The organism is Burkholderia sp. THE68, assembly GCF_009938265.1.
GTDB lineage: Bacteria > Pseudomonadota > Gammaproteobacteria > Burkholderiales > Burkholderiaceae > Caballeronia.
Window position 1 is genome coordinate 1398736 of record NZ_AP022315.1, and the last position, 23421, is coordinate 1422156.

The 23421-nt window shown below is 64.3% G+C and carries 22 protein-coding genes; 10 read left to right on the forward strand and 12 right to left on the reverse strand.

Annotated features, from left to right (window positions below; translation table 11 throughout):
* Positions 1–19 precede the first annotated feature (19 nt).
* The 5 genes from BTHE68_RS06640 to BTHE68_RS06660 all read left to right on the forward strand — a co-directional run bounded on the left by BTHE68_RS06640 (position 20) and on the right by BTHE68_RS06660 (position 4483).
* Positions 20–220, forward strand: a complete 201-nt coding sequence (locus BTHE68_RS06640; protein WP_162065661.1) for a hypothetical protein — start codon at positions 20–22, stop codon at positions 218–220.
* An 82-nt stretch (positions 221–302) separates the two neighbouring features.
* A complete protein-coding gene (locus tag BTHE68_RS06645; protein WP_162065662.1) occupies positions 303–1214 on the forward strand; it encodes a YihY/virulence factor BrkB family protein in 912 nt (303 codons plus the stop codon).
* Positions 1215–1281: 67 nt separating this feature from the next.
* Complete coding sequence (locus tag BTHE68_RS06650) at positions 1282–2172, forward strand: DMT family transporter (protein WP_162065663.1); 891 nt, start codon at positions 1282–1284, stop codon at positions 2170–2172.
* A gap of 444 nt (positions 2173–2616) precedes the next feature.
* A complete protein-coding gene (locus BTHE68_RS06655; RefSeq protein ID WP_162065664.1) occupies positions 2617–3378 on the forward strand; it encodes a hypothetical protein in 762 nt (253 codons plus the stop codon).
* Between the two features lie 46 nt (positions 3379–3424).
* On the forward strand, positions 3425–4483 hold the full coding sequence (locus tag BTHE68_RS06660) for a GGDEF domain-containing protein (protein ID WP_162065665.1): 1059 nt from the start codon (positions 3425–3427) through the stop codon (positions 4481–4483).
* A gap of 9 nt (positions 4484–4492) precedes the next feature.
* Here BTHE68_RS06660 and BTHE68_RS06665 read toward each other — a convergent pair whose 3' ends face one another.
* Positions 4493–5404: a recombination-associated protein RdgC gene (locus BTHE68_RS06665; RefSeq protein ID WP_162065666.1), complete on the reverse strand. Its 912-nt coding sequence runs from the start codon at positions 5402–5404 to the stop codon at positions 4493–4495.
* A 435-nt stretch (positions 5405–5839) separates the two neighbouring features.
* Between BTHE68_RS06665 and BTHE68_RS06675 the strand changes: the two genes are divergently transcribed.
* Entirely contained in the window at positions 5840–6127 is a 288-nt protein-coding gene (locus BTHE68_RS06675) for a helix-turn-helix domain-containing protein (RefSeq protein ID WP_162065667.1), read from the forward strand.
* A gap of 12 nt (positions 6128–6139) precedes the next feature.
* Here BTHE68_RS06675 and BTHE68_RS06680 read toward each other — a convergent pair whose 3' ends face one another.
* Positions 6140–7072, reverse strand: a complete 933-nt coding sequence (locus BTHE68_RS06680) for a DMT family transporter (protein ID WP_162065668.1) — start codon at positions 7070–7072, stop codon at positions 6140–6142.
* A gap of 112 nt (positions 7073–7184) precedes the next feature.
* Here BTHE68_RS06680 and BTHE68_RS06685 point away from each other — a divergent pair, with 112 nt between their 5' ends.
* Together BTHE68_RS06685 and BTHE68_RS06690 are read left to right on the forward strand one after the other, a co-directional pair.
* Positions 7185–7655 carry an Lrp/AsnC family transcriptional regulator gene (locus BTHE68_RS06685; RefSeq protein ID WP_162065669.1) on the forward strand — a complete coding sequence of 157 codons (471 nt, stop codon included), beginning with the start codon at positions 7185–7187 and terminating at the stop codon, positions 7653–7655.
* Positions 7656–7718: 63 nt separating this feature from the next.
* Complete coding sequence (locus tag BTHE68_RS06690; protein WP_162065670.1) at positions 7719–8039, forward strand: hypothetical protein; 321 nt, start codon at positions 7719–7721, stop codon at positions 8037–8039.
* 80 nt (positions 8040–8119) lie between these two features.
* Here the strand turns inward: BTHE68_RS06690 and BTHE68_RS06695 are convergent, their stop codons facing one another.
* Positions 8120–8275 (reverse strand): hypothetical protein, encoded by a 156-nt coding sequence (locus BTHE68_RS06695; RefSeq protein ID WP_160147456.1) that lies wholly within the window; start codon positions 8273–8275, stop codon positions 8120–8122.
* 149 nt (positions 8276–8424) lie between these two features.
* Here BTHE68_RS06695 and BTHE68_RS06700 point away from each other — a divergent pair, with 149 nt between their 5' ends.
* Positions 8425–9819, forward strand: a complete 1395-nt coding sequence (locus tag BTHE68_RS06700; protein ID WP_162065671.1) for a selenium-binding family protein — start codon at positions 8425–8427, stop codon at positions 9817–9819.
* Positions 9820–9839: 20 nt separating this feature from the next.
* The gene (locus BTHE68_RS06705) at positions 9840–10463 is read left to right on the forward strand and encodes a hypothetical protein (RefSeq protein WP_162065672.1); all 624 of its coding nucleotides are present in this window, start codon (positions 9840–9842) and stop codon (positions 10461–10463) included.
* 57 nt (positions 10464–10520) lie between these two features.
* On the opposite strand, the gene BTHE68_RS06710 is transcribed toward BTHE68_RS06705, so the two are convergent.
* The 9 genes from BTHE68_RS06710 to paaC all read right to left on the reverse strand — a co-directional run bounded on the left by BTHE68_RS06710 (position 10521) and on the right by paaC (position 23414).
* Positions 10521–12014: an efflux transporter outer membrane subunit gene (locus BTHE68_RS06710; RefSeq protein WP_162066811.1), complete on the reverse strand. Its 1494-nt coding sequence runs from the start codon at positions 12012–12014 to the stop codon at positions 10521–10523.
* Positions 12014–13234, reverse strand: coding sequence for an efflux RND transporter periplasmic adaptor subunit (locus BTHE68_RS06715; RefSeq protein WP_162065673.1), 1221 nt, complete (start codon positions 13232–13234; stop codon positions 12014–12016). The genes BTHE68_RS06710 and BTHE68_RS06715 overlap by 1 nt, the downstream gene beginning before the upstream one ends.
* A 14-nt stretch (positions 13235–13248) precedes the next feature.
* Positions 13249–16449, reverse strand: coding sequence for an efflux RND transporter permease subunit (locus BTHE68_RS06720; RefSeq protein WP_162065674.1), 3201 nt, complete (start codon positions 16447–16449; stop codon positions 13249–13251).
* A gap of 253 nt (positions 16450–16702) precedes the next feature.
* A complete protein-coding gene (gene paaK, locus BTHE68_RS06725; RefSeq protein WP_162065675.1) occupies positions 16703–18043 on the reverse strand; it encodes a phenylacetate--CoA ligase PaaK in 1341 nt (446 codons plus the stop codon).
* 33 nt (positions 18044–18076) lie between these two features.
* Positions 18077–19591 (reverse strand): 3-hydroxyacyl-CoA dehydrogenase, encoded by a 1515-nt coding sequence (locus BTHE68_RS06730; protein WP_162065676.1) that lies wholly within the window; start codon positions 19589–19591, stop codon positions 18077–18079.
* A gap of 11 nt (positions 19592–19602) precedes the next feature.
* Entirely contained in the window at positions 19603–20805 is a 1203-nt protein-coding gene (pcaF, locus tag BTHE68_RS06735; protein WP_162065677.1) for a 3-oxoadipyl-CoA thiolase, read from the reverse strand.
* A 148-nt stretch (positions 20806–20953) separates the two neighbouring features.
* Complete coding sequence (gene paaE / locus BTHE68_RS06740) at positions 20954–22042, reverse strand: 1,2-phenylacetyl-CoA epoxidase subunit PaaE (RefSeq protein WP_162065678.1); 1089 nt, start codon at positions 22040–22042, stop codon at positions 20954–20956.
* 46 nt (positions 22043–22088) lie between these two features.
* Entirely contained in the window at positions 22089–22613 is a 525-nt protein-coding gene (paaD, locus tag BTHE68_RS06745; protein WP_162065679.1) for a 1,2-phenylacetyl-CoA epoxidase subunit PaaD, read from the reverse strand.
* Entirely contained in the window at positions 22614–23414 is an 801-nt protein-coding gene (gene paaC / locus BTHE68_RS06750; RefSeq protein ID WP_162065680.1) for a 1,2-phenylacetyl-CoA epoxidase subunit PaaC, read from the reverse strand.
* Positions 23415–23421: the final 7 nt, after the last annotated feature.

Sequence of the window (23421 nt, forward strand, 5' to 3'; positions counted from 1 at the left end):
GCCTGCCGTTATGCGGAGCATGAGAAAAAAACGCCTGAACTCCCGCGATATGAACGACGCCTTCGCCGCCGCAGCCGAGGCGCTCGCGCTCTTCTGCCGATTGCGCAACGTCGACGCGGCCGATCTGCCCGCGCCCGAGGTGGACATCATGCTCGACCTCGCGTTCGAGGAAGCCGCGCAGCAGGCCGCAGCGCGCAGTGAGGCGCGCAGGCCGGGCTGACGTGCGCTCGGCCCTCCGCGGGCATGGGTGCGAAACTTGCTGATCCGCACAGGATGGGCAGCGTTCGCGCCGCGGAGGTCCCATGTCGAAGATTCTCGGCCCCGTGCTGGGTCCACAGGTAAGAAGCGTCGCCCGAAATCCGTTCGGCTTCGTGTTACGAACGCTGAAGGCTTTTCGCGCGAACCAGGGTTTGCTGCTGGCGGGCGCGGTGGCGTATTACGCGTTGCTGTCGATCGTGCCGATGCTGATCCTGATCGTCATCGTGCTGTCGAAGTTCGTCGGACAGCAAGCCTTGCTCGATACGCTCGCGCATCTGCTCGAATGGCTCGTGCCGGGACAGGCGCGCGCGATCGTGCGCGAACTCGCCAATTTTCTCGCCCATCGCGCCGTGCTCGGCTGGGTGCTGCTGGTCACGATGGTCTTCTTCAGCTCGCTCGCCTTCACCGTGCTGGAGAACGCGATGTCCGTGATCTTCGTGCATCGCGTCGCGATCCGCCGCCGGCATTTTCTGCTCTCCGCGCTCCTGCCCTACTGCTACATCCTGTTTCTCGGCGTCGGCATGCTGATCGTCACGCTCGTGTCGAACGGCCTGCAGGCGATGGGCACCAACAGCGTCGATCTGCTCGGGGTCGAGGTGTCGCTCAAAGGCGTGTCGCGGCTGTTGCTCTATCTGCTCGGCGTCGCGGGCGAGATTTTCGTGCTCACGTCGATCTATCTCGTGATGCCGGTCGGCCGGCCGTCCGTGCGGCTCGCGCTGCTCGGCAGCATCACGGCGGCCGTGCTCTGGGAAATCACGCGGCATGTGCTCGTCTGGTATTTCGCGACGCTTTCACAAGTGAGCGTCGTGTATGGCTCGCTGACCACGTCGATCGTCGTGCTGTTCAGCCTCGAAGCGCTCGCCACGCTGCTGCTCTTCGGCGCGCAGGTGATCTCCGAATTCGAGCGCTTCGGCATGGAAGGCAATGCGCCGCCGCGGCCCTTCACCACGGACTGAGGCGGCGCAGCATGTCTTTACGGCTGGCACGCGATACAGTGAGCACGCTCCCCTCCGCGCTCAGCCGATGCCCAATCACAGGTCCGACGCCGTCTCCTCCGCGCCTTCGTCCCACGGCGCGCGCATCGCGCTGTTGACCGTCGTCGCGATGCTCGCCTTCGCCGGCAATTCACTGCTGTGCCGGCTCGCGCTCAAAGGCACGCAGATCGACGCGGCGAGTTTCACGCTCGTACGCATCGCGTCGGCGACGCTCGTGCTGGGAGTCATTCTGCTCGCGCGCGGCGGCGATCGACCTAGCGCGCGCCGCGCCGGAAGCTGGCGCTCGGCGCTCGCGCTGATCGTCTACGCGATGGCGTTTTCCTTTGCCTACGTGCGGCTCGCGGCAGGCGCGGGCGCGCTGCTGCTGTTCGGCGCGGTGCAGGCGACGATGATCGGCTACGGCATCGCGACCGGCGAGCGGCTCGCCGTCGTTCAATGGCTCGGCCTGCTGCTGGCGCTCGCCGGGCTCGTCTGGCTCGTGCTGCCGGGGCTCGCCGCGCCCGAGCCGCTGTCATCGGCGCTGATGATCGTGGCGGGCGTCGGCTGGGGCGTGTATTCGCTGCGCGGACGCGGCCAGTCCGATCCGGTCGCGGCGACGGCGGGCAACTTCCTGCGCGCGCTGCCGTTCGCGGTGGCCGTTTCCGCGCTGGCGTTCACGACTGCACGTTTCGATCGCGACGGTTTTGTCTACGCTGCCGCATCGGGCGCGTTGACCTCGGGCCTCGGTTATGTCGTCTGGTACGCGGCACTGAAAGGATTGAAACCCGCCGTGGCCGCCACGGTGCAACTGAGCGTGCCCGTCATCACGGCGGCGGGCGGTGTCCTGCTGCTCGGCGAGGCGCTCACGGCGCGGCTCGCCGCGAGTTCCGTCGCGATACTCGGCGGCATCGCGCTCGTCGTGTTGTCGAAACGCCACTGAGCCAGCGCGCACCGATGCGCGCGGTCACGCCTCGCCATCACCCGTATGTGCGCAAGCTCACATACGCGGGACGACTTCCTCTGAAGAATGATGCATGGCCGATCCATCAAAAAAAGGGGTGGAACGAAGGATGCTAGGGTAGTGGTTCGAACATGCTCCCCGTCGCGAGTGCGTCGGGCGTCGCATGACAGTCGCATCGGCGGTTCGCTGCCGCATCGCTAAGCCGGATTGTCGTGCTGTGTGGTGCGAGTTACATTGTTTAGCAAAATTCAGCCGGTAGGCGCGAGCCGAACCGGCAACGGCTGTTATATCCGACAAAGCCGCATCGCGTTCATCGATTCATATGATGGAATGCGCTGTATTTCGCGCCATTCGCGCTGTACCGGGCCCTGCGCGTGCATCCGACGCCGCGGTCCGATGAATCCGTACTGGGAGAGCGCTGTCATGCCTCACCACGCAAAGCTGCCCGAAGAGACTGTCGCGGACCACGCGAGTCCCGCGAACGATCCCACTGTCATCAACCTGCCCGAGCCTGCAATCGATTACGACGACGACCGTGGACCCGTTCGCGCGCCGCTGCGCTTCGGGCGTCTGGCCCTGTGGATGGCGTCGGCGACGGCGCTCGGCATTGGCGTGCTCGGCACAGTCGCGTACAGCATGTGGTTCAACCACGACCAGCGCGTCTACGCCGAAGCGATGGCAAGCGCACGCAGCACGCTTGGCATCGACCAGCCGGCCATCGCCGCCGCGCAGACGCAGTCGTCGGGCATGGTGGAAGCGCCTGGTACGGCTGCCATCCCCGGCTATACGAGCACGTACGCGACGAACGACGGACCGGCGCCCGTCGATACCGCATCGCTCGCCGACAACGTACCCGCCGACGATAACCCGCCGCTCGCCGATGCGTCGGACAGCGCGGGCGCGGCCGGCGCCGCAGCGCTCGCGACAGTCGCCGCCGCAACCTCCGCGCAGACGCAATCTCAACAGCAGAGCGCCGCCGCGCAGCGCCGTGGCAACCCGTCGGCGACCCAGCAGGCCGCGGCGAACCGCGCGAGTCAGTCCAGCCAGTCCGCACAGGCGCGCAAGCGTCAGGCGCACGCGAAGCCCGAAGGCGGGCTGTTCGCGCGCGTGGGCGCATTCTTTCATCGAGTGAGCTATCGAAACAATGTCCCGAACCGTCAGCGAGAGGAGTATTCCCGCCCCTGAGGGGACACTGGCAACGCGGGTGCGGCGCGCGTTCGAACGCGCGCGCATGCCGGGCCCCGCGCCGCTCGCGGGCGCGGCGTTGCTGTGCCTTCTGATCGGCCTGCTGTTCCTGGCGTTGCAGGTCCGTGCGATCTTTTCCGCGCAGTTGCAGCAGGAATACGTCGGGCTGGTGCTCGAAGCCGTCGAGCGCGCCGACGCCGCCCGCGCCGCTGCACTTTCGCTGCAGAGCGTGCCCGCCGGCGATCCGCAGCATCAGGCCGCATATCGCGACGCGCGCATGGAACTGGCCGCACGGCTCGCCGCGCTGCATGCGCTCGTTTCATCGAGCCCGATGCCGGCGCCGTCCGTGCCTTCGGCCGTGCTCTCGCCAGCCACCGCGCTCGGCGAAGCGAGTTCCGCGCTCGATTCCACCTATGCCTGGTGGCGCACCGCGCGCGATCGTACGAGCGAGGACGTGCGCGAGCGCATCCTGAGCGTGTCGCATACGCTGATCGCGCTGTCGGCGATCGTCTTCGGCGTGCTCATCACCGCGCTCGGCATGTATGCCAAGCGCAACCGGCAGCTTCTCGGCATCTCCAACGAATTCGAGCAGGCGTCGCTGCATGATCCGATGACGGGCCTGCCCAACCGCCGCAAGCTCTTCGCGGCGCTGGAGGAAGCGGCCAACGCGCTCGCGGATAACGCGCGCGGCGCGGCGCGCATCGCCGTGCTGTATATCGATCTCGATGGCTTCAAGCGCGTCAACGATACGCACGGCCACCGCATCGGCGACGAGTTTCTGATCGCGGTGTCGCGCCGTTTTCGCCAGACGGTGCGCGGCGGCGATCTGGTCGCGCGCATCGGCGGCGACGAATTCGCGCTGCTCGTGCGCGAGTTTTCGAGCGATGGCGAGCTCGCAGCGATCGCGCAACGGATCATCGCCTGCGTCGGCGAGACCGACGCGCAGATGGGGCTGTCGATCGTGCGCGCGAGTATCGGCATCGCGAGCTTTCCGGATCGCGTCAACGATTACTGGCGGCTCGTGGCCGCCGCCGACGAGACCATGTACACCGTCAAGCGCAATGGCAAGAACGGCTACGCGTTCGCGTCGGCGCCCGCTGCCTGATACCTGTTTCTACGCGGCGGCGCGCAGATCCTCTTCGCCGCCCAGCGCGTCCGTCAGCGCCGACAGCATGCGCGCAAGCTCGCCCGTCATCAGGATGAAATCGGATTCGAAACGCTCGTCGTCGTTGGTCGCGGTGGGATCGGCGGCTTCCTTGATGACGTCGAGTGCGCTTACGCGCTTCAACGTCAGCGACGGCGTGAGCACGTAGGACACGCGGTCGTTCCATGTCATCGCAAGACGCATGCACTGCTTGCCCGCTTCGATATGGCGGCGCATGTCCTCCGTTTCGAGCGCGTGGCCGACGTAGCGCACCGTGGCGTTGCCCTCGCCGGTCGAGCGCAGTTCGGTATCGCGGTCGAGCGTGAAGCCTGCGGGCGCGTCGCCGGAGAGCAGCCACTCGGTCATCGCGGATACCGGCGCGCGCGCGGTGCGTACGCTCGCGAGCGGCAGATCGGTGACGGATTTCACGAGCATACCGATGATGTCGTCGCACAGCGTCGCCGATGCCGAATCGATCGCCAGCCAGCCGTTCACCGGATCGATCCACACCCGCGTGTCGCGGCGAATGCTGAAGGCGCGCGGCAGGAGTTCATCGGTGACTTGCTCTTTCAGCTCGCGCAACTGTTTTCGGCCGGGTTTTAAGCCCTGCTGCTCCTCGAGCTCGGCCGCGCGCTCCTTCACGAATTGCGTGACGACCGACGCGGGCAACAGCTTTTTCTCCGCCCGATAAGTGATGAGCATCTGACGGTTCGCCGTGTAGACGAGCGCATCGTCGCCGCGCGGGGAGACCCAGCCGCGACGCTCGTTCTCGATGCTCGACGCGGCGCTGAAGGCAAGCGGCGCGAGCCATTGCTGCATTTGATTCGGCGTGACGGACCAGTGTGCGGGAAGACGGTGAAGCTGGAGATTCTTGAACCACATGGCGGGATTTCGATGTAGTCGGAAAGGGGCGCCATTCTATACGAGTGAGCGATTCGCGATGAGTCGGCCTGAAAGTGCGCGGTGTGCGGGGTTTTCGGTACATACGGCAATGCCGTATAATCGATACGATGTACACGATCATCGAAACCGCGGTTTTCCAGCGCTACGCCGACGAAATCTGGCAAGACCCGGAGCGCGAGGCGTTCATCGTATGGCTTGCGAATAATCCGCTGGCGGGCGCCGTGATACCCGGCACGGGAGGATTACGCAAGGTTCGCTGGACCACGCCCGGCAAAGGAAAGCGCGGCGGCGCGCGCGTCATCTACTACAACCTCCTGGACGACGGCGAGATCTGGCTCTTGATCGCATACTCGAAGGCGAAATTCGACAATCTGCCAGCAGCTCTCCTCAACCAGCTTCGTGAGGCAATTCAACATGGATATGGAACTCGAGAAATTTCAGGCCGACCTCCTTCAATCGGTTCGCGATATGAAGAAGGGGCGCGCAGCACGCACGACCCGCGTCGAACCGACCGTTGCAGCGTTGGCGCGCGCGAAGGTCGGCGTGTCTCAGTCGGAGTTCGCCGCATTGCTCGGTGTTTCCATCCGCACGTTTCAGGACTGGGAACAAGGCCGCCGCAATCCGACGGGCGCGGCTCAAACACTCTTGCGCGTTGCCGTGGCGCATCCCGAAGCACTGCGCGATCTTCCGCACGCCGCATAGTGAACGGAGGGATTACCGGGGCGTACGTCCCGGCACGATCCGCCACTGCAGATTCACCCCCGCCGCCGCGAGCAGAATGAGCACGGCGCCAGCCACTTGCAGCCATGCGAGCCTTTGCCCGAACGCGAGCCAGTCGACCACGATCGCGACCACCGGATAGATGAACGACAGCGCGCCCGTCGTCGCGGTCGGCAGCTTCTGGATCGCGCCGTAGAGCAGCACGTACATGAGTCCCGTGTTGACGACGCCGAGCACGACGAGATCCGACCATCCGCCCAGCGACGCGGGCATCTGATCGAAGCGCGCGAACGGCGCGAGCATGACGATGCCGAACAGCACATGCAGCATCGCGATCAGATGCGGCGGCGTGCCCTTCAGACGCTTCGTGACGATCGACGAGATCGCGTAAAGAAAAGCCGCGCCGAGCGCATACGCGATGCCTTCGAGATACTGTCCCGGCATCGCCAGCACGGCGGGCTCGACGCGCACCACCATCACGAGTCCGATGAACGCGATGCCGAGCCACGCGAGTGTCGACGCCGACACGCGCTCGCGCAGCACCAATGCGCCCAGCGCGACGAGCATGAACGGCTGCGTGTTGTAGACAGTGGTCGCCATCGAGATCGACGCGCGCGAGTACGCGGCGAACAGCAACAGCCAGTTGCCGACGATCGCCACACTGCCGAGCGCGACGAGCCCGATCATGCGCCACGAGAAATAACGTTTCTTCAGAAAGCCAAGCGCCGCGCATACGGCGATGAGCGTCGCCCCGCCGAACACGCAGCGAAAAAACACCACGTTCCACGGCGTCTGTCCCGAGGACACGACCAGCCAGCCGATCGTGCCCGACATCAGCATCGCGAGCGACATCTCGATCGCGCCGCGGCGCAGCTCATTTGCGTTCGTTGCGCCGGTAAAGCGCGCATTGATTCTGTCGGTGTTCATTCTGGTTCTGCCATGCAGGTTTCGATGCCTTCAAGTCTATCGATGCGCTTTGCCCAAAACCATGCCTAAAATGAGGCACGCACATCTTTCGACCTTTGAATCGAAGGCCATCATGGGAAAGAACCTAAGCAGCCCGCTACCGACGGGTATCGACGCCATCGATCGCGAACTCATCGGCGTGCTCGCGAGCGACGGACGTATCGCGATCAGCGAGCTTGCGAAGCGCGTTGGCCTGTCGGCGCCGAGCACCGCCGAGCGCGTTCGGCGGCTCGAAACGCAAGGCGTGATACGCGGCTTCACCGTCGATATCGATCCGCGTGCGCTCGGCTACACGCTGCAGGCGATCGTGCGCGTGCAGCCGCTGCCCGGACAACTGCATCTCGTCGAAGAAGCGATCCGGCGTATCCCCGAATTCGTCGAATGCGACAAGGTGACCGGCGACGACTGCTTCGTTTGCCGCCTCTATCTGCGCTCGATCGAACATCTCGACGACATTCTCTCGCGCGTCACCGAGCGCGCCGCGACGAGCACGGCCATCGTGAAGGCGACGCCGATCGAAAGACGCCTGCCTCCGCTCGGCTGACTGGCGCGTTTTTACCTGCAGACGAACGGCGTTACACTAGGGTCATGCGCGACAGGAGCGAACATGAGTGACTTCGACGCCAACCGCACCTTCCGCGGGCTTCCGCTGACTGCTGAGCAGGATGCCGAAGTGCGGCACTACATCAAGAAAAAGAAGCAGCGCGGCGAACCGTGGGATACGCCGGAGCTGGAGGCGATGCTGCACGACATGCTGGAGCCGCCCGCCGACGAGGACGGCATCATCGACGACGACGCCGAAGAGGAAACGCGCTCGGTGGCGGAGCGCGCGTCGGCGTCCATCGACGAGGGCATGGACCCGATCGAAAACAGCGAGGAATGGAACGCCGCGCGGGAAGCCGAGGCGATGAAAGGGCCAAGGCGCTGAAATGTCTTCTCGCGCCGCAACAAAGACAAGGCGCCGGTCCGTGCCGGCGCCTCATTCGGCTACTTCAGGTTGCACTACCTTCAATGCCTGTGCCGCCAGTCGCGCGGTGGATGCGAATCCAGCCAGCGTGCCTTCGGGGTCTGGATATGCGGGTGTCGGTGATGCATCACGAGAACCACCGCGATGCATAGCACCAGGACGATTCCCGCCAACAGGCTGATCATCGGCTCGGCCATCGCGTCCTCCTCTATAGGTCTTGGAGCGATGCCTCTATTGTAGGCGCAGATCGTCGCGCCGGAGTCAGCGTCAGCGTGCCGCCTCCTTGTGTCCTATAGTGCTTCTGCACGTCTGCTTCGCAGTCAAGCAAATCCACTGGGAGACGCACATGGCAACATGGAAACCGGACCCGAGCTTCTATCCTTCCCCGCGCCTCGCGGCCAAGGCGCCGCGTGAAACACTCGCCTACGTGGCGACGTTCGATCCCGAGCGCAAGACGCCGGACAGAATCGCCGTCGTCGATGTCGATCCCGATTCGCCCGACTATACGAAGATCGTCGGCGAACTCGCGATGCCCGATACCGGCGACGAACTGCATCACTTCGGCTGGAACGCGTGCTCGTCCTGTCTGTGCCCGAACGCGCCGCATCCGCACATGGAGCGGCGCTATCTCGTCGTGCCGGGGCTGCGCTCGTCGCGCATCCATATCCTCGACACGAAGCCCGATCCGAAGAAGCCCGTCATCGTGAAGACGATCGAGCCTGAAGAACTCGCGGAAAAAACCGGCTATACGCGCCCGCACACCGTGCACTGCGGACCGGGCGGCATCTACGTCACGGCGCTCGGCAACGCCGAAGGCAAGGCGCCGGGCGGCGTGCTGATCCTCGATCAGCAGAGCTTCGATCCGCTCGGCCGCTGGGAGGTGGATCGCGGCCCGCAGCAACTCGCGTACGACGGCTGGTGGCATCTCGGCTACGACACGATGGTCACGAGCGAATGGGGCACGCCCGACACCTTCGAGGACGGCCTCGTCCCCGAAATACTGCTCGGCGCGAAGTACGGGCGCAAGCTGCATTTCTGGGACTTCACGAAGCGCAAGCACATTCAGGAAATCGACTTCGGCGACGAATATCAGCTCGTGTTCGAGCTGCGTCCCGCGCACGATCCGACCAAGGCATATGGCTTCGTCAACTGCGTGATCAGCCTGAAGGATCTGTCGTCGTCGATCTGGACCTGGTATCGCGACAAGGACAAATGGGCGGTGAAGAAGATCATCGACATACCCGCCGAGCCCGCCGACGCCGATGCGCTGCCGCCGCTGCTCAAGGGCTTCGGCGCGGTGCCGCCGCTCGTCTCGGACATCGATCTGTCGATGGACGACCGCTTTCTCTACGTGTCGTGCTGGGGCACCGGCGACATGCTGCAGTACGACGTCTCCGATCCGTTCGCGCCGAAGCTGACGGGCAAGGTTCGCATAGGCGGCGTGGTCGCGCGCGCAACGCATCCGGGCGCGGCGAACGGTGCGTTGAACGGCGGCCCGCAAATGGTCGAAGTGAGTCGCGACGGCCGCCGTGTCTACTTCACGAATTCGCTGTACGGCGCGGTGGATGCGCAGTTCTATCCCGATGGCATCGAAGGCTGGATGGTGAAGCTCGACGCCGATCCGAACGGCGGCCTCGCCGTCGACGAGAAGTTTTTCATCGACTGGCCGAAAGGACAGCGGCCGCATCAGATCCGGCTGCAGGGCGGCGATTGCTCGTCGGATTCCTACTGTTACCCCTGACACGCCACGAGCCGCCTCGCATGGACGCCGCCTCGCCCGCGCTCCTCTTCACCGCCGCGGGCCTCGGCGCGTTTCACGGTCTCAATCCCGCGATGGGATGGCTCTTCGCCGTCGCGCTCGGGCTCTATGCGCGCAGCCGCCGAGTCGCGCTCGTGTCGCTCGTGCCGATCGCGCTGGGTCACGCGGTGTCGGTCGCGCTCGTGCTGGCGGGCGCGTTGACGCTCGGCGCGTTCATCGGCCACGACATGCTCGCGCGCGCGTGCGGGGCGCTTCTGATCGGCTGGGGCGTGTGGAGCGTGTGGCGCGGGCATCGCGGACGCCCGACCGTCGGCATGCGCACCGGGCTCGCCGGGCTCGCGCTGTGGTCGTTCGTGATGTCGAGCGCGCACGGCGCGGGGCTGATGCTCGTGCCGGCGCTCCTGCCGCTTTGCACGGGCAAGGTAACCGGGCAGGCGTTCGAGGCCAGCGCGCTCGCGCTGACGGTGCATACCGGCGCGATGCTGGCGGTGATCGCCGCGATCTCCATGTTCGCGATGTCGGTACAGGAGCGCGGCGGGCTCGGCTTTCTACGCAGCGGCTGGATCAACATCGACTGGTTGTGGAGCGCCGCGCTGATCGGATGCGGCGTGTTTCTGCTCGCTTAGCCGATCGAATTTTGCATACATCATGCGCGATGGCATTTTGCATGCGTCGTGCGACATTCAATCCCGCCTCGACACCTCTTCCGGTCCCGGCAACGCAGCGGTGGTCCATCCACCGCCCAGCGCCTTCACGAGTGCGACGCTCGCCGCCATGCGCCGCCGCTCGATGCGCAGCGCCGTGCGCTGATCAGACAGCACGATGGCCTGCGTCACGACCACGCTCAGGTACGTGATCGCGCCGTTTTCGTAGCGGTTGCTCACCTTGCCCAGCGCGCGCTGGGCGGCATCGACCGCATCGCGTTGTGCTTCGCCCTCGCGGCGCAACACCTCCAGCGCGTTCAAGTTGTCTTCGACCTGCCCGAATGCCGTCAGCACGGTCTGCCGGTAGTCGGCGACGCTCTCGTCGTAGGCCGCGCGCGCCGCATCGCGGGCCGCCGCCCGGCCGCCGAAATCGAGCACTGTGAACGCGAGTTGCGGCCCGAGCGACCAGAAACGGCTCGGCGCTTCGAGCCACGAACTCAGGCGCGTCGCTTCGAGGCCGCCCGTCGCGGCAAGCAGCAGGTTCGGGAAGAACGCCGCCGTCGCCACGCCGACGCGCGCATTCGCCTCCGCGACGCGCCGCTCCGCCGCGGCGATATCAGGCCGCCGTTCGAGCAACGCGGACGGCACGCTGAGCGGCAGCGCGGCGAGCGCCGCCGACGGGCGCGGAGAATGCGCTTCGTTGAGCGGCGCGACATCGAGCGCGAAACCCGATGGCGACTCGCCGACGAGAATCGCGATCGCATTGACGAGGCTCGTGCGCGTGGTCTCCAGATCGATCAGTTGCGCCTGCGTCGCGCGCAATTGCTCTTCCGCCTGCGCGACATCCGATTCCGCCGCGACGCCGCCCGCGAAACGATCGCGCGTGAGCGCGAGCGCCTTGTCATAGGCTTGCAGCGTCGCCTGCAGCAGCCGCTCCTCTTCGACGACGCCGCGCAGATCGAAGTAATTCGTGGCGAGCTCCGCCTGCATCGAGAGAATCGCGCTTTGCAGATCCGCCGCGCTTGCCTGCGCCTCCGCTCGGCCGCCTTCGACGGCGCGCGCGATGCGCCCCCACAGGTCCGGCTCCCAGGAGATTTGCGCATCGATCAGATAGTCAGGCACGGTGACGCCCGCACTCGATTTGTACAGCACATTCGACGACACGCGCGATTGATTGAACGCCGCGTTCGCGGTAACCGTCGGGAAATAAGCTGAACGCGCCTGCGCGGCCGCCGCGCGCGCCCCGCGAAAACGTGCGGCCGCCGCGGCCACGGTCTGATTCGCCGTCGCGACGCGTTCTTCGAGCGCGTTCAGTTGCGGGTCGCCATAGACTTCCCACCACGGGGCGCGGCGCGTCGTGTCGGCGGGTTGCGCGGGTTTCCAGTCTTGCGACGCCGTCGCGTCAAGCGGTATAGGCGACTTGTACGCGGCCGGCGCGGCCACCTCGGGCCGAACGTAGTCCGGCCCCGCCACGCAGCCGGCCAGTACGGAAATAGTTAGGAATGCAACGAGTCGGATCGGTGCGCGCGTCATCACGATTCGCTTCCGTCCGCCTTCGCTGCGCCGCCGTGCGCGCCTTCGCTCGCGCCCGCGCCGTTATCCGCGTGACCGACGCGCACCGTCGCGCCATCGATGATGGAATCGGGCGGATTCACGATCACGCGTTCATCGCCATTCAATCCCGAGACGATCGACACACGCGTGCCGTAGTCCGTGCCGAGCGTGATCGGCAGCAGCTTCACGCGATTGTTCGCATCGACGCTCGCCGCATGCACGCCGTCGGGACGGAACAGCAGCGCGTTGCCCGGCAGCGTGTAAGACGGGTTCGCGCTCGTGAGACGAAAGCGCACTTGCGCATACGCGCCCGCGAGCAATTCGCCGGTCGGATTCTTCACGTCGACCTCGACGCGCATCGTGCGCGCGACCGGGTCTACTGCGCCCGCCGTGCGTACCGTCACGCCCTCGAACTTGCGGTTGCGATCCTCGTTGAGCAGCAGTTCGGCGGGCAGTCCCACCGCGATCATCCGCGCGTAAGCCTGAGGCACATCGACGAACACCCGCAAGGTGGAAGGATCCTGAATGTGAAAGAGCTCGCGGCCGGCCGCGCCGCTGCCCGCATCGATCAACTGGCCGACATCGGTATTGCGCGCCGTCACGACGCCATCGAAAGGCGCATAGATCTTCTGAAACGATACGAGCTGTTCGAGCCGCGATACGTTCGCCTGAGCGGCATTCAGCGCCGCTTCCTTCGCGAGCATGTCGCCGTTCTTCTCGTCCGTTTCCTGACGCGACACCGAGTTGTTCTTCAGCATCAGCGCCCAGCGTTCGGCCGTGGTCTTCGCGAGCAGATAGTTCGCGCGCGCGGTCTGCGCATCGGCGCGCGCCTGGCGAAGCTGATCGTTGATTTCGGGCGCATCGATTTCCGCGAGCAACTGGCCTTTCTTCACCTTCGTGCCGATATCCACAGTCCAGCGCTTCAGATAACCGTTGGTGCGCGCGAAGATCGGCGCATCGGAGTACGCGCGGATATCGCCCGCGAGCACGAGATCCTGCGACGCCTTCATGCGCGCCGGCTTGATGACCTCGACCGTCTGCGCGCCATGCTCGTTCGCATCGCGTTCGAGTTCCGCATGCGCCGCGCGCCGCGAAAAAATCCCCTGCGCGATGAGCACGACGACCACCACGAGCGCGATCGCGAGCCATAAGCGCCCTCGCCGTCCGTTGCCCGATCGTTGCGACCCCTGCTCTTCCATTCTTGCTCCACCTGCTATTCGATTGTTTTATGCGCCGCTTCGCTGGCCCGCGCGCCCGGGCCCTTGCCGCGCGCTTCCATGTGCCGATAGATGACCGAGAACACTACCGGCACGAAGAACAACGTCGCGATGGTGCCGAACATCAGCCCGCCGATCACGGCGCGTCCGAGCGGCGCGTTCTGCTCGCCGCCTTCGCCGAGGCCGATCGCCATCGGCACCATGCCGATCATCATCGCGGCGGCGGTCATCAACACGGGGCGAAAGCGCGTATAGCCTGCTTCGAGCGCGGAACGCATCGCATCGCCGTGCTCGGCGAGCGCCGTGCGCGCGAAGCTCACCACCAGAATGCTGTTCGCCGTCGCGATGCCGATACACATGATCGCGCCCGTCAATGCGGGAATCGACAGCGTCGTATGCGTGAGAAAGAGCGTCCACACGATGCCCGCGAGCGCGCCCGGCAAAGCCGTGATGATGATGAACGGATCGAGCCACGACTGGAAATTCACGACAATCAGCAAGTACACGAGCACAACCGCGAGAATGAGGCCGAACGCAAGTCCGGAGAACGAACCATTCATCGTCTCGACCTGGCCGCGCATGTCGATGGTCGAGCCTTTGGGCAGTTCGCCGCGCGCTTCGTCGAGGATGCGCTGCACGTCGTCGGAGACCGCGCCGAGATCGCGCCGCTCGGTGGTCGCATAGAGATTGATGGTGGTCTGCGCGTTATAGTGATAGACGACCGCATCGCGCGCGCCGCGCGACAGCGACGCGAGCGCGCCCAGAATATTGGTCTTGCCGCTCGACGACGTGACCGGAATGTTCGCGACCGATTGCAGCGAATTCATGTCGTATTGCGGCGCGGTCGTGATGACGTTGTAGCTCACGCCATTCACGGGATTGAGCCAGAACGTGGGCGTCGTCTGCTGGCTGCCCGACAGCGTGATGAGCAGATTGTTCGCGACATCGCGCTGCGTGAAGCCTGCTTGCAGCGCCTTGGTGCGATCCACTTCGACATTGATCGAAGGCAGATCCGACGGCTGCTGGATGCGCGCATCGACGAGGCCCGGCACACGGCGAATCTTTTCGAGCAGGCGATTCGCGAGCGCACGATTGCCGCGCACGTCACGCCCGGTGATCGCGATATCGATCGGCGCAGGCACGCCGAAGTTGAGGATCTGGCTCACGATATCCGCCGGCAGGAACGAGAACGTCACGCCGGGAAACTCTTGCGGCAGCCGCTTTCTCAGCTCGCGGATATAGCCCTCGGTAGGCGCGTGATCTTCGTTCAGGCTGATGAGCACGTCGGCATCGGCGGAACTGACCGTGCCCGTATTGTTGTACGAGAGATTGATGCCCGATACCGGCAGACCCATGTTATCGATGATCGAGCGAATCTCGCCGCGCGGAATCAGTTGCCTGATGCGTGCGTCGACGCGATCGGTGAGCGCCGCCGTTTCCTCGATGCGCGTGCCGGTTTTTGCGCGCATGTGCAACGCGATCACGCCCGAATCGATCGACGGAAAAAAGTCCCGGCCAAGGAACGGAGCCAGGCCGAGCGACAACAGGCAGCACACCAGGAACAGCGATGCGAAGCGTCCGGGCTTCGCGAGCTGTGCCTCGAGAAAACGCCGATAACGATGACGCACCGACTCGAAATGACGCTCGAACGCGAGATGGATACGCACGAACGGATTGCGCGAGCCCTTCATCGATTCGATGTCGCCGCCCATGTGCTCGTGATGCCGCAACAGATACTTCGCGAGCGTCGGGATCAGCGTGCGCGAGAAGAAGTACGAAGCGAGCATCGCGAACACGACGGCCTCGGCCATCGGCACGAACAGATAGTGCGCGACGCCCGTCAGCAGGAACATCGGAATGAACACGATGCAGATGGAGAGCGTCGATACGAGCGTCGGCACGGCGATCTGCTGCGCGCCATCGAGAATCGCCTGCTCCAGCTCCTTGCCCTGCTCCAGGTTCTGGCTGATATTTTCGATTGCAACTGTCGCATCGTCGACGAGAATACCGACCGCGAGCGCCAGGCCGCCGAGCGTCATGATGTTGATCGTCTGGCCGATCGCCGAGAGCGCGACGATCGATGTCAGCATCGAAAGCGGGATCGAGATCGCGATGATGAGCGTAGCGCGCCAGCTGCCGAGAAAGAGCAGCACCATGAGCGCGGTCAGGCCCGCCGCGATCACCGCTTCACGCAATACGCCCGACACCGATGCGCGCACGAACAGCGATTGATCCGCCACGGGATCGATCTTCAGCGACTCGGGCACCATGCCGCGCAAGGTCGGCAGCAGGTTCTTCACGCGCGCGACGATATCGAGCGTCGAGGCGTTGCCGCTCTTGTTGATCGTCAGTAACGAAGCACGCGTGCCGTCGACACGAACGATGTTGGTCTGCGGCTGAAAGCCGTCGCGCACGTGCGCCACGTCCTTGATGTAGATCGTGCCGCCGGGACCGGTGCGGATCGGGATGTCGTTGAGTCCTTCGATCGAACCGGGGCTCGCGTTCAGACCCACCGAGTATTCGGTCGAACCGATCTTGGCTGTGCCCGTTGGCAGAATGAGGTTCTGCGCGCTGATCGCATTGACGACATCGGTGGGCGCGAGGTTCTTCGCCTGCAGCTTGCGCGAGTCGATATCGACCATGATCTGCCGCTGCTTGCCGCCATACGGCAGCGGGACCGACGCACCCTGCACCGTCGCGAGCTGCGTCTTCAGGAAGCTGTTGCCGAAGTCGTAGAGCTGTTGCTCGGTAAGCTCGGCCGATGACAGCGCGAGCCGCAGAATCGGCACGGTCGACGCATTGAAGCGCAGGATGTTCGGCGGCGTGATGCCCGGCGGCAGCGAACGCAATTGTGTCTGCGAGAGCGCGGTGATCTCGGCGATCGCTTCATCGACATTCGCATTCGGCTGGAAATAGATGCGAATCACCGCGATGCCCGGCAGCGATTCCGACTCGATATGTTCGATGTCGTTCACCGCCACCGAAAGACCGCGCTCGTAATTGAGCGTGATGCGGCGCTCCATCTGGTCCGGCGGCAAGCCGGTGTACGACCAGATGACGCTGACGACCGGAATGTCGATGTTGGGAAAGATATCGGTCGGCGTGCGCAGAATGACGAGCGGACCGATGATCAGCAAAAGCAGCGACAGGACGATGAACGTGTACGGGCGCTTGAGCGCGAGTCTGACGATCCACATCTAAGTTCCGCCTGCCCCGTCTGGTGTTCGTTGTTCGAATGCTGTTCGATTGTCGTGGGTTTCCCGAGCGAAAACCCCCGCTACGATGACACATTTGAAGCTTACAAAACAATTTGCGCAAACGGTTGCGAGGGTTTATGCGGAAGAATTTCTGCAGAAGAATGCGAGACCGCACCGAAAATGGAACGAGCGCTCCAATTGGTGGGAAAGACGTTGCGCCCCGCGGAACGCGAGGCGCTTGACTCGATGAGGCTTAGACGGTTGCGGGTCGCAGGTCGAGCACGCGTTTTGCCTTGCCGGTCGCGGTCGTCGGCAGTTCGCCGGAATCGAGCACGCGCACCTGCGTGGAAACGCCGACTATCGTCTTGACGCGCTGCTGAAGCTCGCGCGAAAGACCGGCGCGATCGCTGTCGTTCAGGCTCGCGCAGATCTCGGCGCGTGCTTCCACCGAAACCGACAGCGAATCCATGTGACCCTCGCGCGACACGCACAGTTGGTACTGACCCGAGAGGCGCGGAATCGCGAGAATCAGTTCCTCGATCTGGCTCGGGAACACGTTCACGCCACGAATGATGAGCATGTCGTCGGAGCGGCCCGTGATCTTCGCGAGGCGGCGCATCGAGCGCGCGCTCGGCGGCAGCAGCGAGGTGAGATCGCGCGTGCGGTAACGGATCATCGGCATCGCTTCCTTCGTGAGCGACGTGAAGACGAGTTCGCCCGTGCTGCCTTCGGGAAGCACTTCGCCCGTTACGGGATCGATGATCTCCGGATAGAAATGGTCTTCCCAGATCGTCGGACCGTCCTTCGTTTCGATGCATTCGCACGCAACGCCCGGACCCATGATTTCCGAGAGCCCGTAAATGTCGAGTGCCTGAATGCCTGCGCGCGTTTCGATCTCGCTGCGCAAACCCTGGCTCCACGGCTCCGCGCCGAAGATGCCGATCTTGAGCGACGTATTCGCCGGGTCCATGCCCTGACGCGCCATCTCGTCGAGCAGATTCAACATGTACGAAGGCGTCACGAGAATGATCTTCGGCTCGAAGTCGCGGATCAGCTGCACCTGCTTCTCGGTCTGGCCGCCCGACATCGGCACGACCATGCAGCCCAGACGTTCCGCGCCGTAGTGAATGCCGAGACCGCCCGTGAAGAGGCCATAGCCGAATGCGTTGTGCAGCGTGTCGCCCTTGCGGCCACCCGCGGCGCGGATCGAGCGCGCGGTCACGTTGGCCCAAGTGTCGATGTCTCTCGCCGTGTAGCCGACCACCGTCGGCTTGCCCGTCGTGCCGCTCGAAGCATGCACGCGCACGACCTGATCGCGCGGCACCGCGAACAACCCGAACGGATAGTTGTCACGCAAGTCGGTTTTCGTCGTGGTCGGAAAACGCGCGAGATCGGAGAGTTCGCGCAGGTCGTCGGGATGCACGCCTGCCGCATCGAAGGCGCGGCGATAGTGCGGCACGTTCTCGTACGCATGACGCAAAGACCATTTGAGGCGCTCGAGTTGCAGCGCCTGAAGCTCGTCCCGGCTCGCGCGCTCGATCGGCTCCAGTTCGTTTTGCTGTGCAATGGATTGGACCACGGTTGTCTCCTGCATGAAGGCTCGATGAATGAATGTTCGGGATTCGCTTCAGTGGAAGCGTTGGCCCGCGTAACGCAAGGCCGAAATGAGTGGCGACGCGCGATAACGGTCTTCGCCGTAGTGCGCAGCGAGATGAAGCAGCACATCGTGAATCTGCCCGATGCCGATACGCTCGCCCCACGCAAGCGGACCGAGCGGATAGTTCACGCCCTTTTCCATCGCGAGGTCGAGATCAGCGCTCGTGCAGACGCCTTGATTCACCGCGTCCGCCGCTTCGTTGACGAGCATGGCGACGGTACGCATCACGGCCATGCCGGCGATATCGTTCAGCGGCACCACGGCATAGCCTGCGTTCGTCAGCGCGCCGGCGACGGCGGCGTAGGCGTCATCGGCGCACTGGCGTGCGCGCGTGAGCGCGACGCTTCGTGCATTCGCGTAGTCGAGCGCGAGATCGATCAGCACGATGTTGTCGATGCCGGTCGCATGCGCGCGTTCAGTCGCGGTGCGTCCATCGGTGAGGAACAGATACGCATCGTCGATCTGCGCGATTAGGCCTGGAAGATCATCGCGGCACAGACTGGTCTCGCCGATACGTGCTTGCAGTTGCGCGTACAACGGTGCGCTTTCACCACGCACGATCTTCGAAGGCGTGCGCGTGTTCGTCTCGATGCGCGCGGCAGGCTTCACGGCATCGGCGGCGTAATCATAGAAACCGCGGCCCGTCTTGCGGCCGAGAAAGCCCGCGTTCACCAGTTCCTGCTGGATCAGCGAAGGCGTGAAGCGCGGATCGTTGAAGTACGCGTTGAACACCGATTGCGTCACGGCGAAGTTCACGTCGTGGCCGATCAGGTCCATCAGTTCGAACGGGCCCATTCTGAAGCCGCCCGAATCGCGCATGATGGTGTCGATGGAAGCCGCGTCCGCAGCCTGTTCGTTCAGAATGCGCAGGCCCTCGGCATAGAACGGCCGCGCCACGCGATTGACGATGAAGCCCGGCGTCGATTTCGTATGGACCGGCTTCTTGCCCCACACGGCCGCCGTGGCGTACACGGTGCGCGCGACCTCATCCGATGTGGCGAGACCGCGCACGACCTCGACGAGCGCCATCAACGGCGCCGGATTGAAGAAGTGCATGCCTACGACGCGCGATGGATGCTGCAACGGCGCGGCGATCGCCGTGATCGAAATGGACGACGTGTTGGTCGCGAGAATGCAGTCCTGCGTCACGATGCTTTCGAGCTCGCCGAAGAGCGCGCGCTTGACGTCCAGACGCTCGGCGACGGCTTCGATGACAAGCGATGCCGTGCGCAAATCCGCGAGATTCGCAACGACGCGCAGGCGGTCGATGGCTTCCTGCCCCGCTGCCTGATCGAGCTTCTTCTTGTCGATCAAACGCTGCACGTTCGTTGCGATGCCGGCATGCGCCTTGTCGAGCGCTTTCGCATCGAGGTCGTAAAGCAGCACGGTGTGTCCGGCGAGCGCCGCGACTTGCGCGATGCCCGCGCCCATCGCGCCTGCGCCGATCACACCGATGATCGCCGATGCCTGAATCGCCTGTGTCATGGTCGTGGCCCTCAGACGCGTTCGATCGCGATCGCGATGCCCTGCCCCACGCCGATGCACATCGTGCACAGCGCATAGCGGCCATTGCGGCGTTCGAGTTCGTACAGCGCCGTCGTGACGAGACGCGCGCCCGAAGCGCCGAGCGGATGGCCGAGCGCAATGGCGCCGCCGTTCGGATTCACACGCGGATCGTCTTCCGCGAGTCCCAGTTGACGCAGCACCGCGATGCCTTGCGAAGCAAAGGCTTCGTTCAGCTCGATCACGTCGAACTGGTCGAGCGTGAGGCCCGTGCGCGCGAGAAGCTTTTTCGTCGCGGGTGCGGGGCCGATGCCCATGATGCGCGGCTCGACGCCAGCAGTCGCCATGCCGATGATGCGCGCGCGCGGCGCGAGTCCATGACGCTTCGCCGCCTCTTCGTTCGCGATGATGAGCGCGCATGCGCCGTCGTTCACGCCCGACGCGTTGCCCGCCGTCACGCTGCCATCGGGACGCACGACGCCTTTCAGCTTCGCGAGCGTTTCGAGCGAGGTTTCGCGCGGATGCTCGTCGCGATCGACCGCAATCGATTCACCCTTCTTTTGCGGGACATTCACAGCGACGATCTCCTGGGCGAACGTGCCGTCTGCCTGAGCGCGCGCCGCGCGTTGCTGACTGCGCAGCGCGAAGCGGTCTTGCGCATCGCGCGAGATGCCGAAATCGACAGCAACGTTTTCCGCTGTCTCGGGCATCGAATCGACGCCGTAACGCTCGCGCATCGCGCGATTGATGAAGCGCCAGCCGATGGTCGTATCGAAGATGTCGGCGGAACGCGAGAATGCGCTCGATGCCTTGCCCATCACGAACGGCGCACGCGTCATGCTTTCGACGCCGCCCGCGAGATAGAGCGAGCCATCGCCTGCCTTGATCGCGCGCGCGGCGCTGCCGACCGCGTCCATGCCGGAACCGCACAGACGGTTGATCGTCGAACCAGGCACATCGATGGGCAAGCCCGCGAGCAGACCCGACATGCGCGCGACGTTGCGGTTGTCCTCGCCTGCCTGATTCGCGCAGCCGTAGATCACGTCGTCGACCTGCGTCCAGTCCACGGACGCATTGCGCTTCATGAGCGCGGTGATGGGCACGGCGCCGAGATCGTCGGCGCGCACGTCCTTGAAAACGCCGCCGTAGCGGCCGATGGGCGTACGGATCGCGTCGCAGATGAAAGCTTCTGTCATGACAAGTCTCGGATGTAGTGGATGATCGATCACGACGAAGCCGCGCGATGGTTGCATCGCCAACGGCTTCGGCTTGTATGGGTCTGGGAATGCGTCGGCTTCACGCGCATCATTGCGACGCGCGTATTCACACGGATCAGGACGGCGCTTAGCGCTCGTCGAAACTCACGACCACGCGCTCGCTCACCGGATGACACTGGCAAGTCAGCACGAAACCATCATCGATTTCATGTTGTTCGAGCGTGAAGTTCTTTTCCATCTTCACTTCGCCTTCGAGCACTTTCGCGCGGCACGTGCAGCACACACCGCCCTTGCACGCGTACGGCAGCGCGAGGCCCGCTTTCAACCCCACATCGAGCACGCTCACGCCTTCGTACGGCAGTCGCAGCTTGCGCTTCTTGCCGTCGATGATCAGTTCCAGATCCGCCGCAGGCGTATTCTCCGTGATCTCGATGGCCGGCACCCCCGCTTGCGGCAACGGCGTGCCGAAGCGCTCGACGTGAATCTGCTTGGGCGCAACGCCCGAGCCCTTCAATGCCGCTTCGGCCGCATCCATCATCGGACCGGGGCCGCAGATGAACGCTTCGTCGATTTCTTCAGGCGAGAGCAGGCTTTCCAGAAACGCCTTGCACTTCGCTTCATCCAGCACGCCGTTGAAGAGCTCAACATCCTGCAGATCATCCGACAGCACGTGATACAGCGAGAAGCGATCCATATAGCGATTCTTCAGATCTTCGAGCTCCTCGGCGAACATGATCGCGTCCACGCTGCGATTGCCGTACACCAGCGTGAAGCGGCTCGTCGGCTCCGTATCGAGGGTCGTCTTGATGATCGCCAGCACCGGCGTGATGCCCGAGCCGCCCGAGAACGCCACGTAATGCTTCGCGTGATCCGCGTTCAGGTGCGTGAAGAAGCGGCCATCGGGCGTCATCACTTCGATCTCGTGGCCGGGCTTCAGGGTATCGAACGCGAAGTTCGAGAAGCGCCCGCCTCGCACGCGCTTGATGCCGATGCGCAATTCGCCATCGCGATCGTAGTCGGTCAAGCCCACGCAGATCGAATACGAACGACGCGTTTCTTCGCCGTCGATATGCGTCTTGAGCGTCACGAACTGGCCCTGCGTGAAGCGAAACGCATCGCGCAGCGCGGGCGGCACCTCGAACGAAACAGTGACCGCATCGGCGGTTTCGGGTCGCACGTCACGGATGCGCAGCGGGTGGAATTGCGGAGTCGCCATGTTTTTCGGCTCGCTTCAGTTGATTCGGTTGATTCAGTGATTCGGTTCAGTACGGCTTGAAGTAATCGAACGGCTCGCGGCAATCGATGCAGCGATACAGCGCCTTGCACGCCGTCGAGCCGAACTGCGCCAGCTTCTCCGTGTGCGTCGAGCCGCAGCGCGGACAGGCGATCACCTCGGGCTTGCGCGGCACGAAACGGATCGGCTTCACGTTCGATACGGGCGCGCTGCCGCATTGACCTGTCGGCGGCGCGATGCCGTAGCGGCGCAGCTTCTCGCGCGCTTCATCGGTGATCCAGTCGGTCGTCCACGCCGGCGCCAGCACCGTCTCCACGCGATGCGCGCCAAGCTCGGCCTGATCGATCGCCTGCGCGATGTCCTCGGCAATCTGCGACATCGCAGGACACCCCGAGTACGTCGGCGTGATCACCACTTCGAGCACGCCATCGTCGCCGTGGCGCACATCGCGCAGAATGCCCAGCTCGCGAATCGATACCACCGGAATCTCCGGATCAGGCACCGCTTCGAGCACGTGCCACGCGCGTTCGATGGTTGCGTCGGCCGTATTCATTTACCAGCTCGCGCCCGGATGCTGACGCGCCAGACTCTGCATTTCCGCCAGCAGATAACCCATGTGCTCCGAGTGCTCGCCGTGCTTGCCCGTCGTGATGTGCTGCACTTCGGCGGGCGCTTTGAGCGTGGCTTCTTCGAGCGCCGATGCAACCTGCTCACGCCATGCCGCTTCGAACGCGCTCGCCAGCGGCGCGATGCCCGCATCGGCGACTGCCTGCTCGATCGCGTCGGTAGCGAAGAACTCGCGCGTGTACGGCATCAGATAATCGAGCGCGGCCTGCGCACGGCGATGCGACTCGTCCGTGCCATCGCCGAAGCGCACCAGCCAGTCGCGCGCATGATGCAGGTGATAGCTCGTCTCCTTGATCGACTTCGCCGCGATCGCCGCGAGTTGCGCATCGCTCGATGTCTGCAACGCGCTCCACACTTCGATCATCAGCGCCGAGTACAGGAAGTTGCGCACGATCGTCACCGCGTAATCGCGCTCGGCGCGTGTCGTGCCCGCCAGCGGACCGACGTGCGGCAACTCCGCGATCGTGTAGTTGGCGAACTCACGCTCGGTGCGGAAGTACGCGTAATCGTCTTCGGTTTTTTTCACACCGTTCAGCGATGCTTCGAGCGTCGCCGCGTGCGTATAAAGAAGCCGCGACTGACCGATCAGATCCAGACTGATGTTCGCCAGCGCGATGTCTTCTTCCAGCGCCGGGCCGTGACTGCACCATTCGGCGTTGCGCTGGCCGAGGATCAGCGCGTTGTCCGCCAGCCGCAGCACGTAGGCGAGATGTTGTTCCTGACTCATGACGCTC

Coding starts and splice junctions, on each gene's coding strand:
- BTHE68_RS06710 (WP_162066811.1), bottom strand. CDS start 12,014: ATGACGCGCGCACCGATCCGACTCGTTGCATTCCTAACTATTTCCGTA.
- paaK (WP_162065675.1), bottom strand. CDS start 18,043: ATGCAGGAGACAACCGTGGTCCAATCCATTGCACAGCAAAACGAACTG.
- paaC (WP_162065680.1), bottom strand. CDS start 23,414: ATGAGTCAGGAACAACATCTCGCCTACGTGCTGCGGCTGGCGGACAAC.
- BTHE68_RS06685 (WP_162065669.1), top strand. CDS start 7,185: ATGGGAAAGAACCTAAGCAGCCCGCTACCGACGGGTATCGACGCCATC.
- BTHE68_RS06720 (WP_162065674.1), bottom strand. CDS start 16,449: ATGTGGATCGTCAGACTCGCGCTCAAGCGCCCGTACACGTTCATCGTC.
- BTHE68_RS06705 (WP_162065672.1), top strand. CDS start 9,840: ATGGACGCCGCCTCGCCCGCGCTCCTCTTCACCGCCGCGGGCCTCGGC.
- BTHE68_RS06640 (WP_162065661.1), top strand. CDS start 20: ATGAGAAAAAAACGCCTGAACTCCCGCGATATGAACGACGCCTTCGCC.
- pcaF (WP_162065677.1), bottom strand. CDS start 20,805: ATGACAGAAGCTTTCATCTGCGACGCGATCCGTACGCCCATCGGCCGC.
- BTHE68_RS06645 (WP_162065662.1), top strand. CDS start 303: ATGTCGAAGATTCTCGGCCCCGTGCTGGGTCCACAGGTAAGAAGCGTC.
- BTHE68_RS06655 (WP_162065664.1), top strand. CDS start 2,617: ATGCCTCACCACGCAAAGCTGCCCGAAGAGACTGTCGCGGACCACGCG.
- BTHE68_RS06665 (WP_162065666.1), bottom strand. CDS start 5,404: ATGTGGTTCAAGAATCTCCAGCTTCACCGTCTTCCCGCACACTGGTCC.
- BTHE68_RS06690 (WP_162065670.1), top strand. CDS start 7,719: ATGAGTGACTTCGACGCCAACCGCACCTTCCGCGGGCTTCCGCTGACT.
- paaE (WP_162065678.1), bottom strand. CDS start 22,042: ATGGCGACTCCGCAATTCCACCCGCTGCGCATCCGTGACGTGCGACCC.
- BTHE68_RS06695 (WP_160147456.1), bottom strand. CDS start 8,275: ATGGCCGAGCCGATGATCAGCCTGTTGGCGGGAATCGTCCTGGTGCTA.
- BTHE68_RS06730 (WP_162065676.1), bottom strand. CDS start 19,591: ATGACACAGGCGATTCAGGCATCGGCGATCATCGGTGTGATCGGCGCA.
- BTHE68_RS06680 (WP_162065668.1), bottom strand. CDS start 7,072: ATGAACACCGACAGAATCAATGCGCGCTTTACCGGCGCAACGAACGCA.
- BTHE68_RS06675 (WP_162065667.1), top strand. CDS start 5,840: ATGGATATGGAACTCGAGAAATTTCAGGCCGACCTCCTTCAATCGGTT.
- BTHE68_RS06715 (WP_162065673.1), bottom strand. CDS start 13,234: ATGGAAGAGCAGGGGTCGCAACGATCGGGCAACGGACGGCGAGGGCGC.
- paaD (WP_162065679.1), bottom strand. CDS start 22,613: ATGAATACGGCCGACGCAACCATCGAACGCGCGTGGCACGTGCTCGAA.
- BTHE68_RS06650 (WP_162065663.1), top strand. CDS start 1,282: ATGCCCAATCACAGGTCCGACGCCGTCTCCTCCGCGCCTTCGTCCCAC.
- BTHE68_RS06700 (WP_162065671.1), top strand. CDS start 8,425: ATGGCAACATGGAAACCGGACCCGAGCTTCTATCCTTCCCCGCGCCTC.
- BTHE68_RS06660 (WP_162065665.1), top strand. CDS start 3,425: ATGCCGGGCCCCGCGCCGCTCGCGGGCGCGGCGTTGCTGTGCCTTCTG.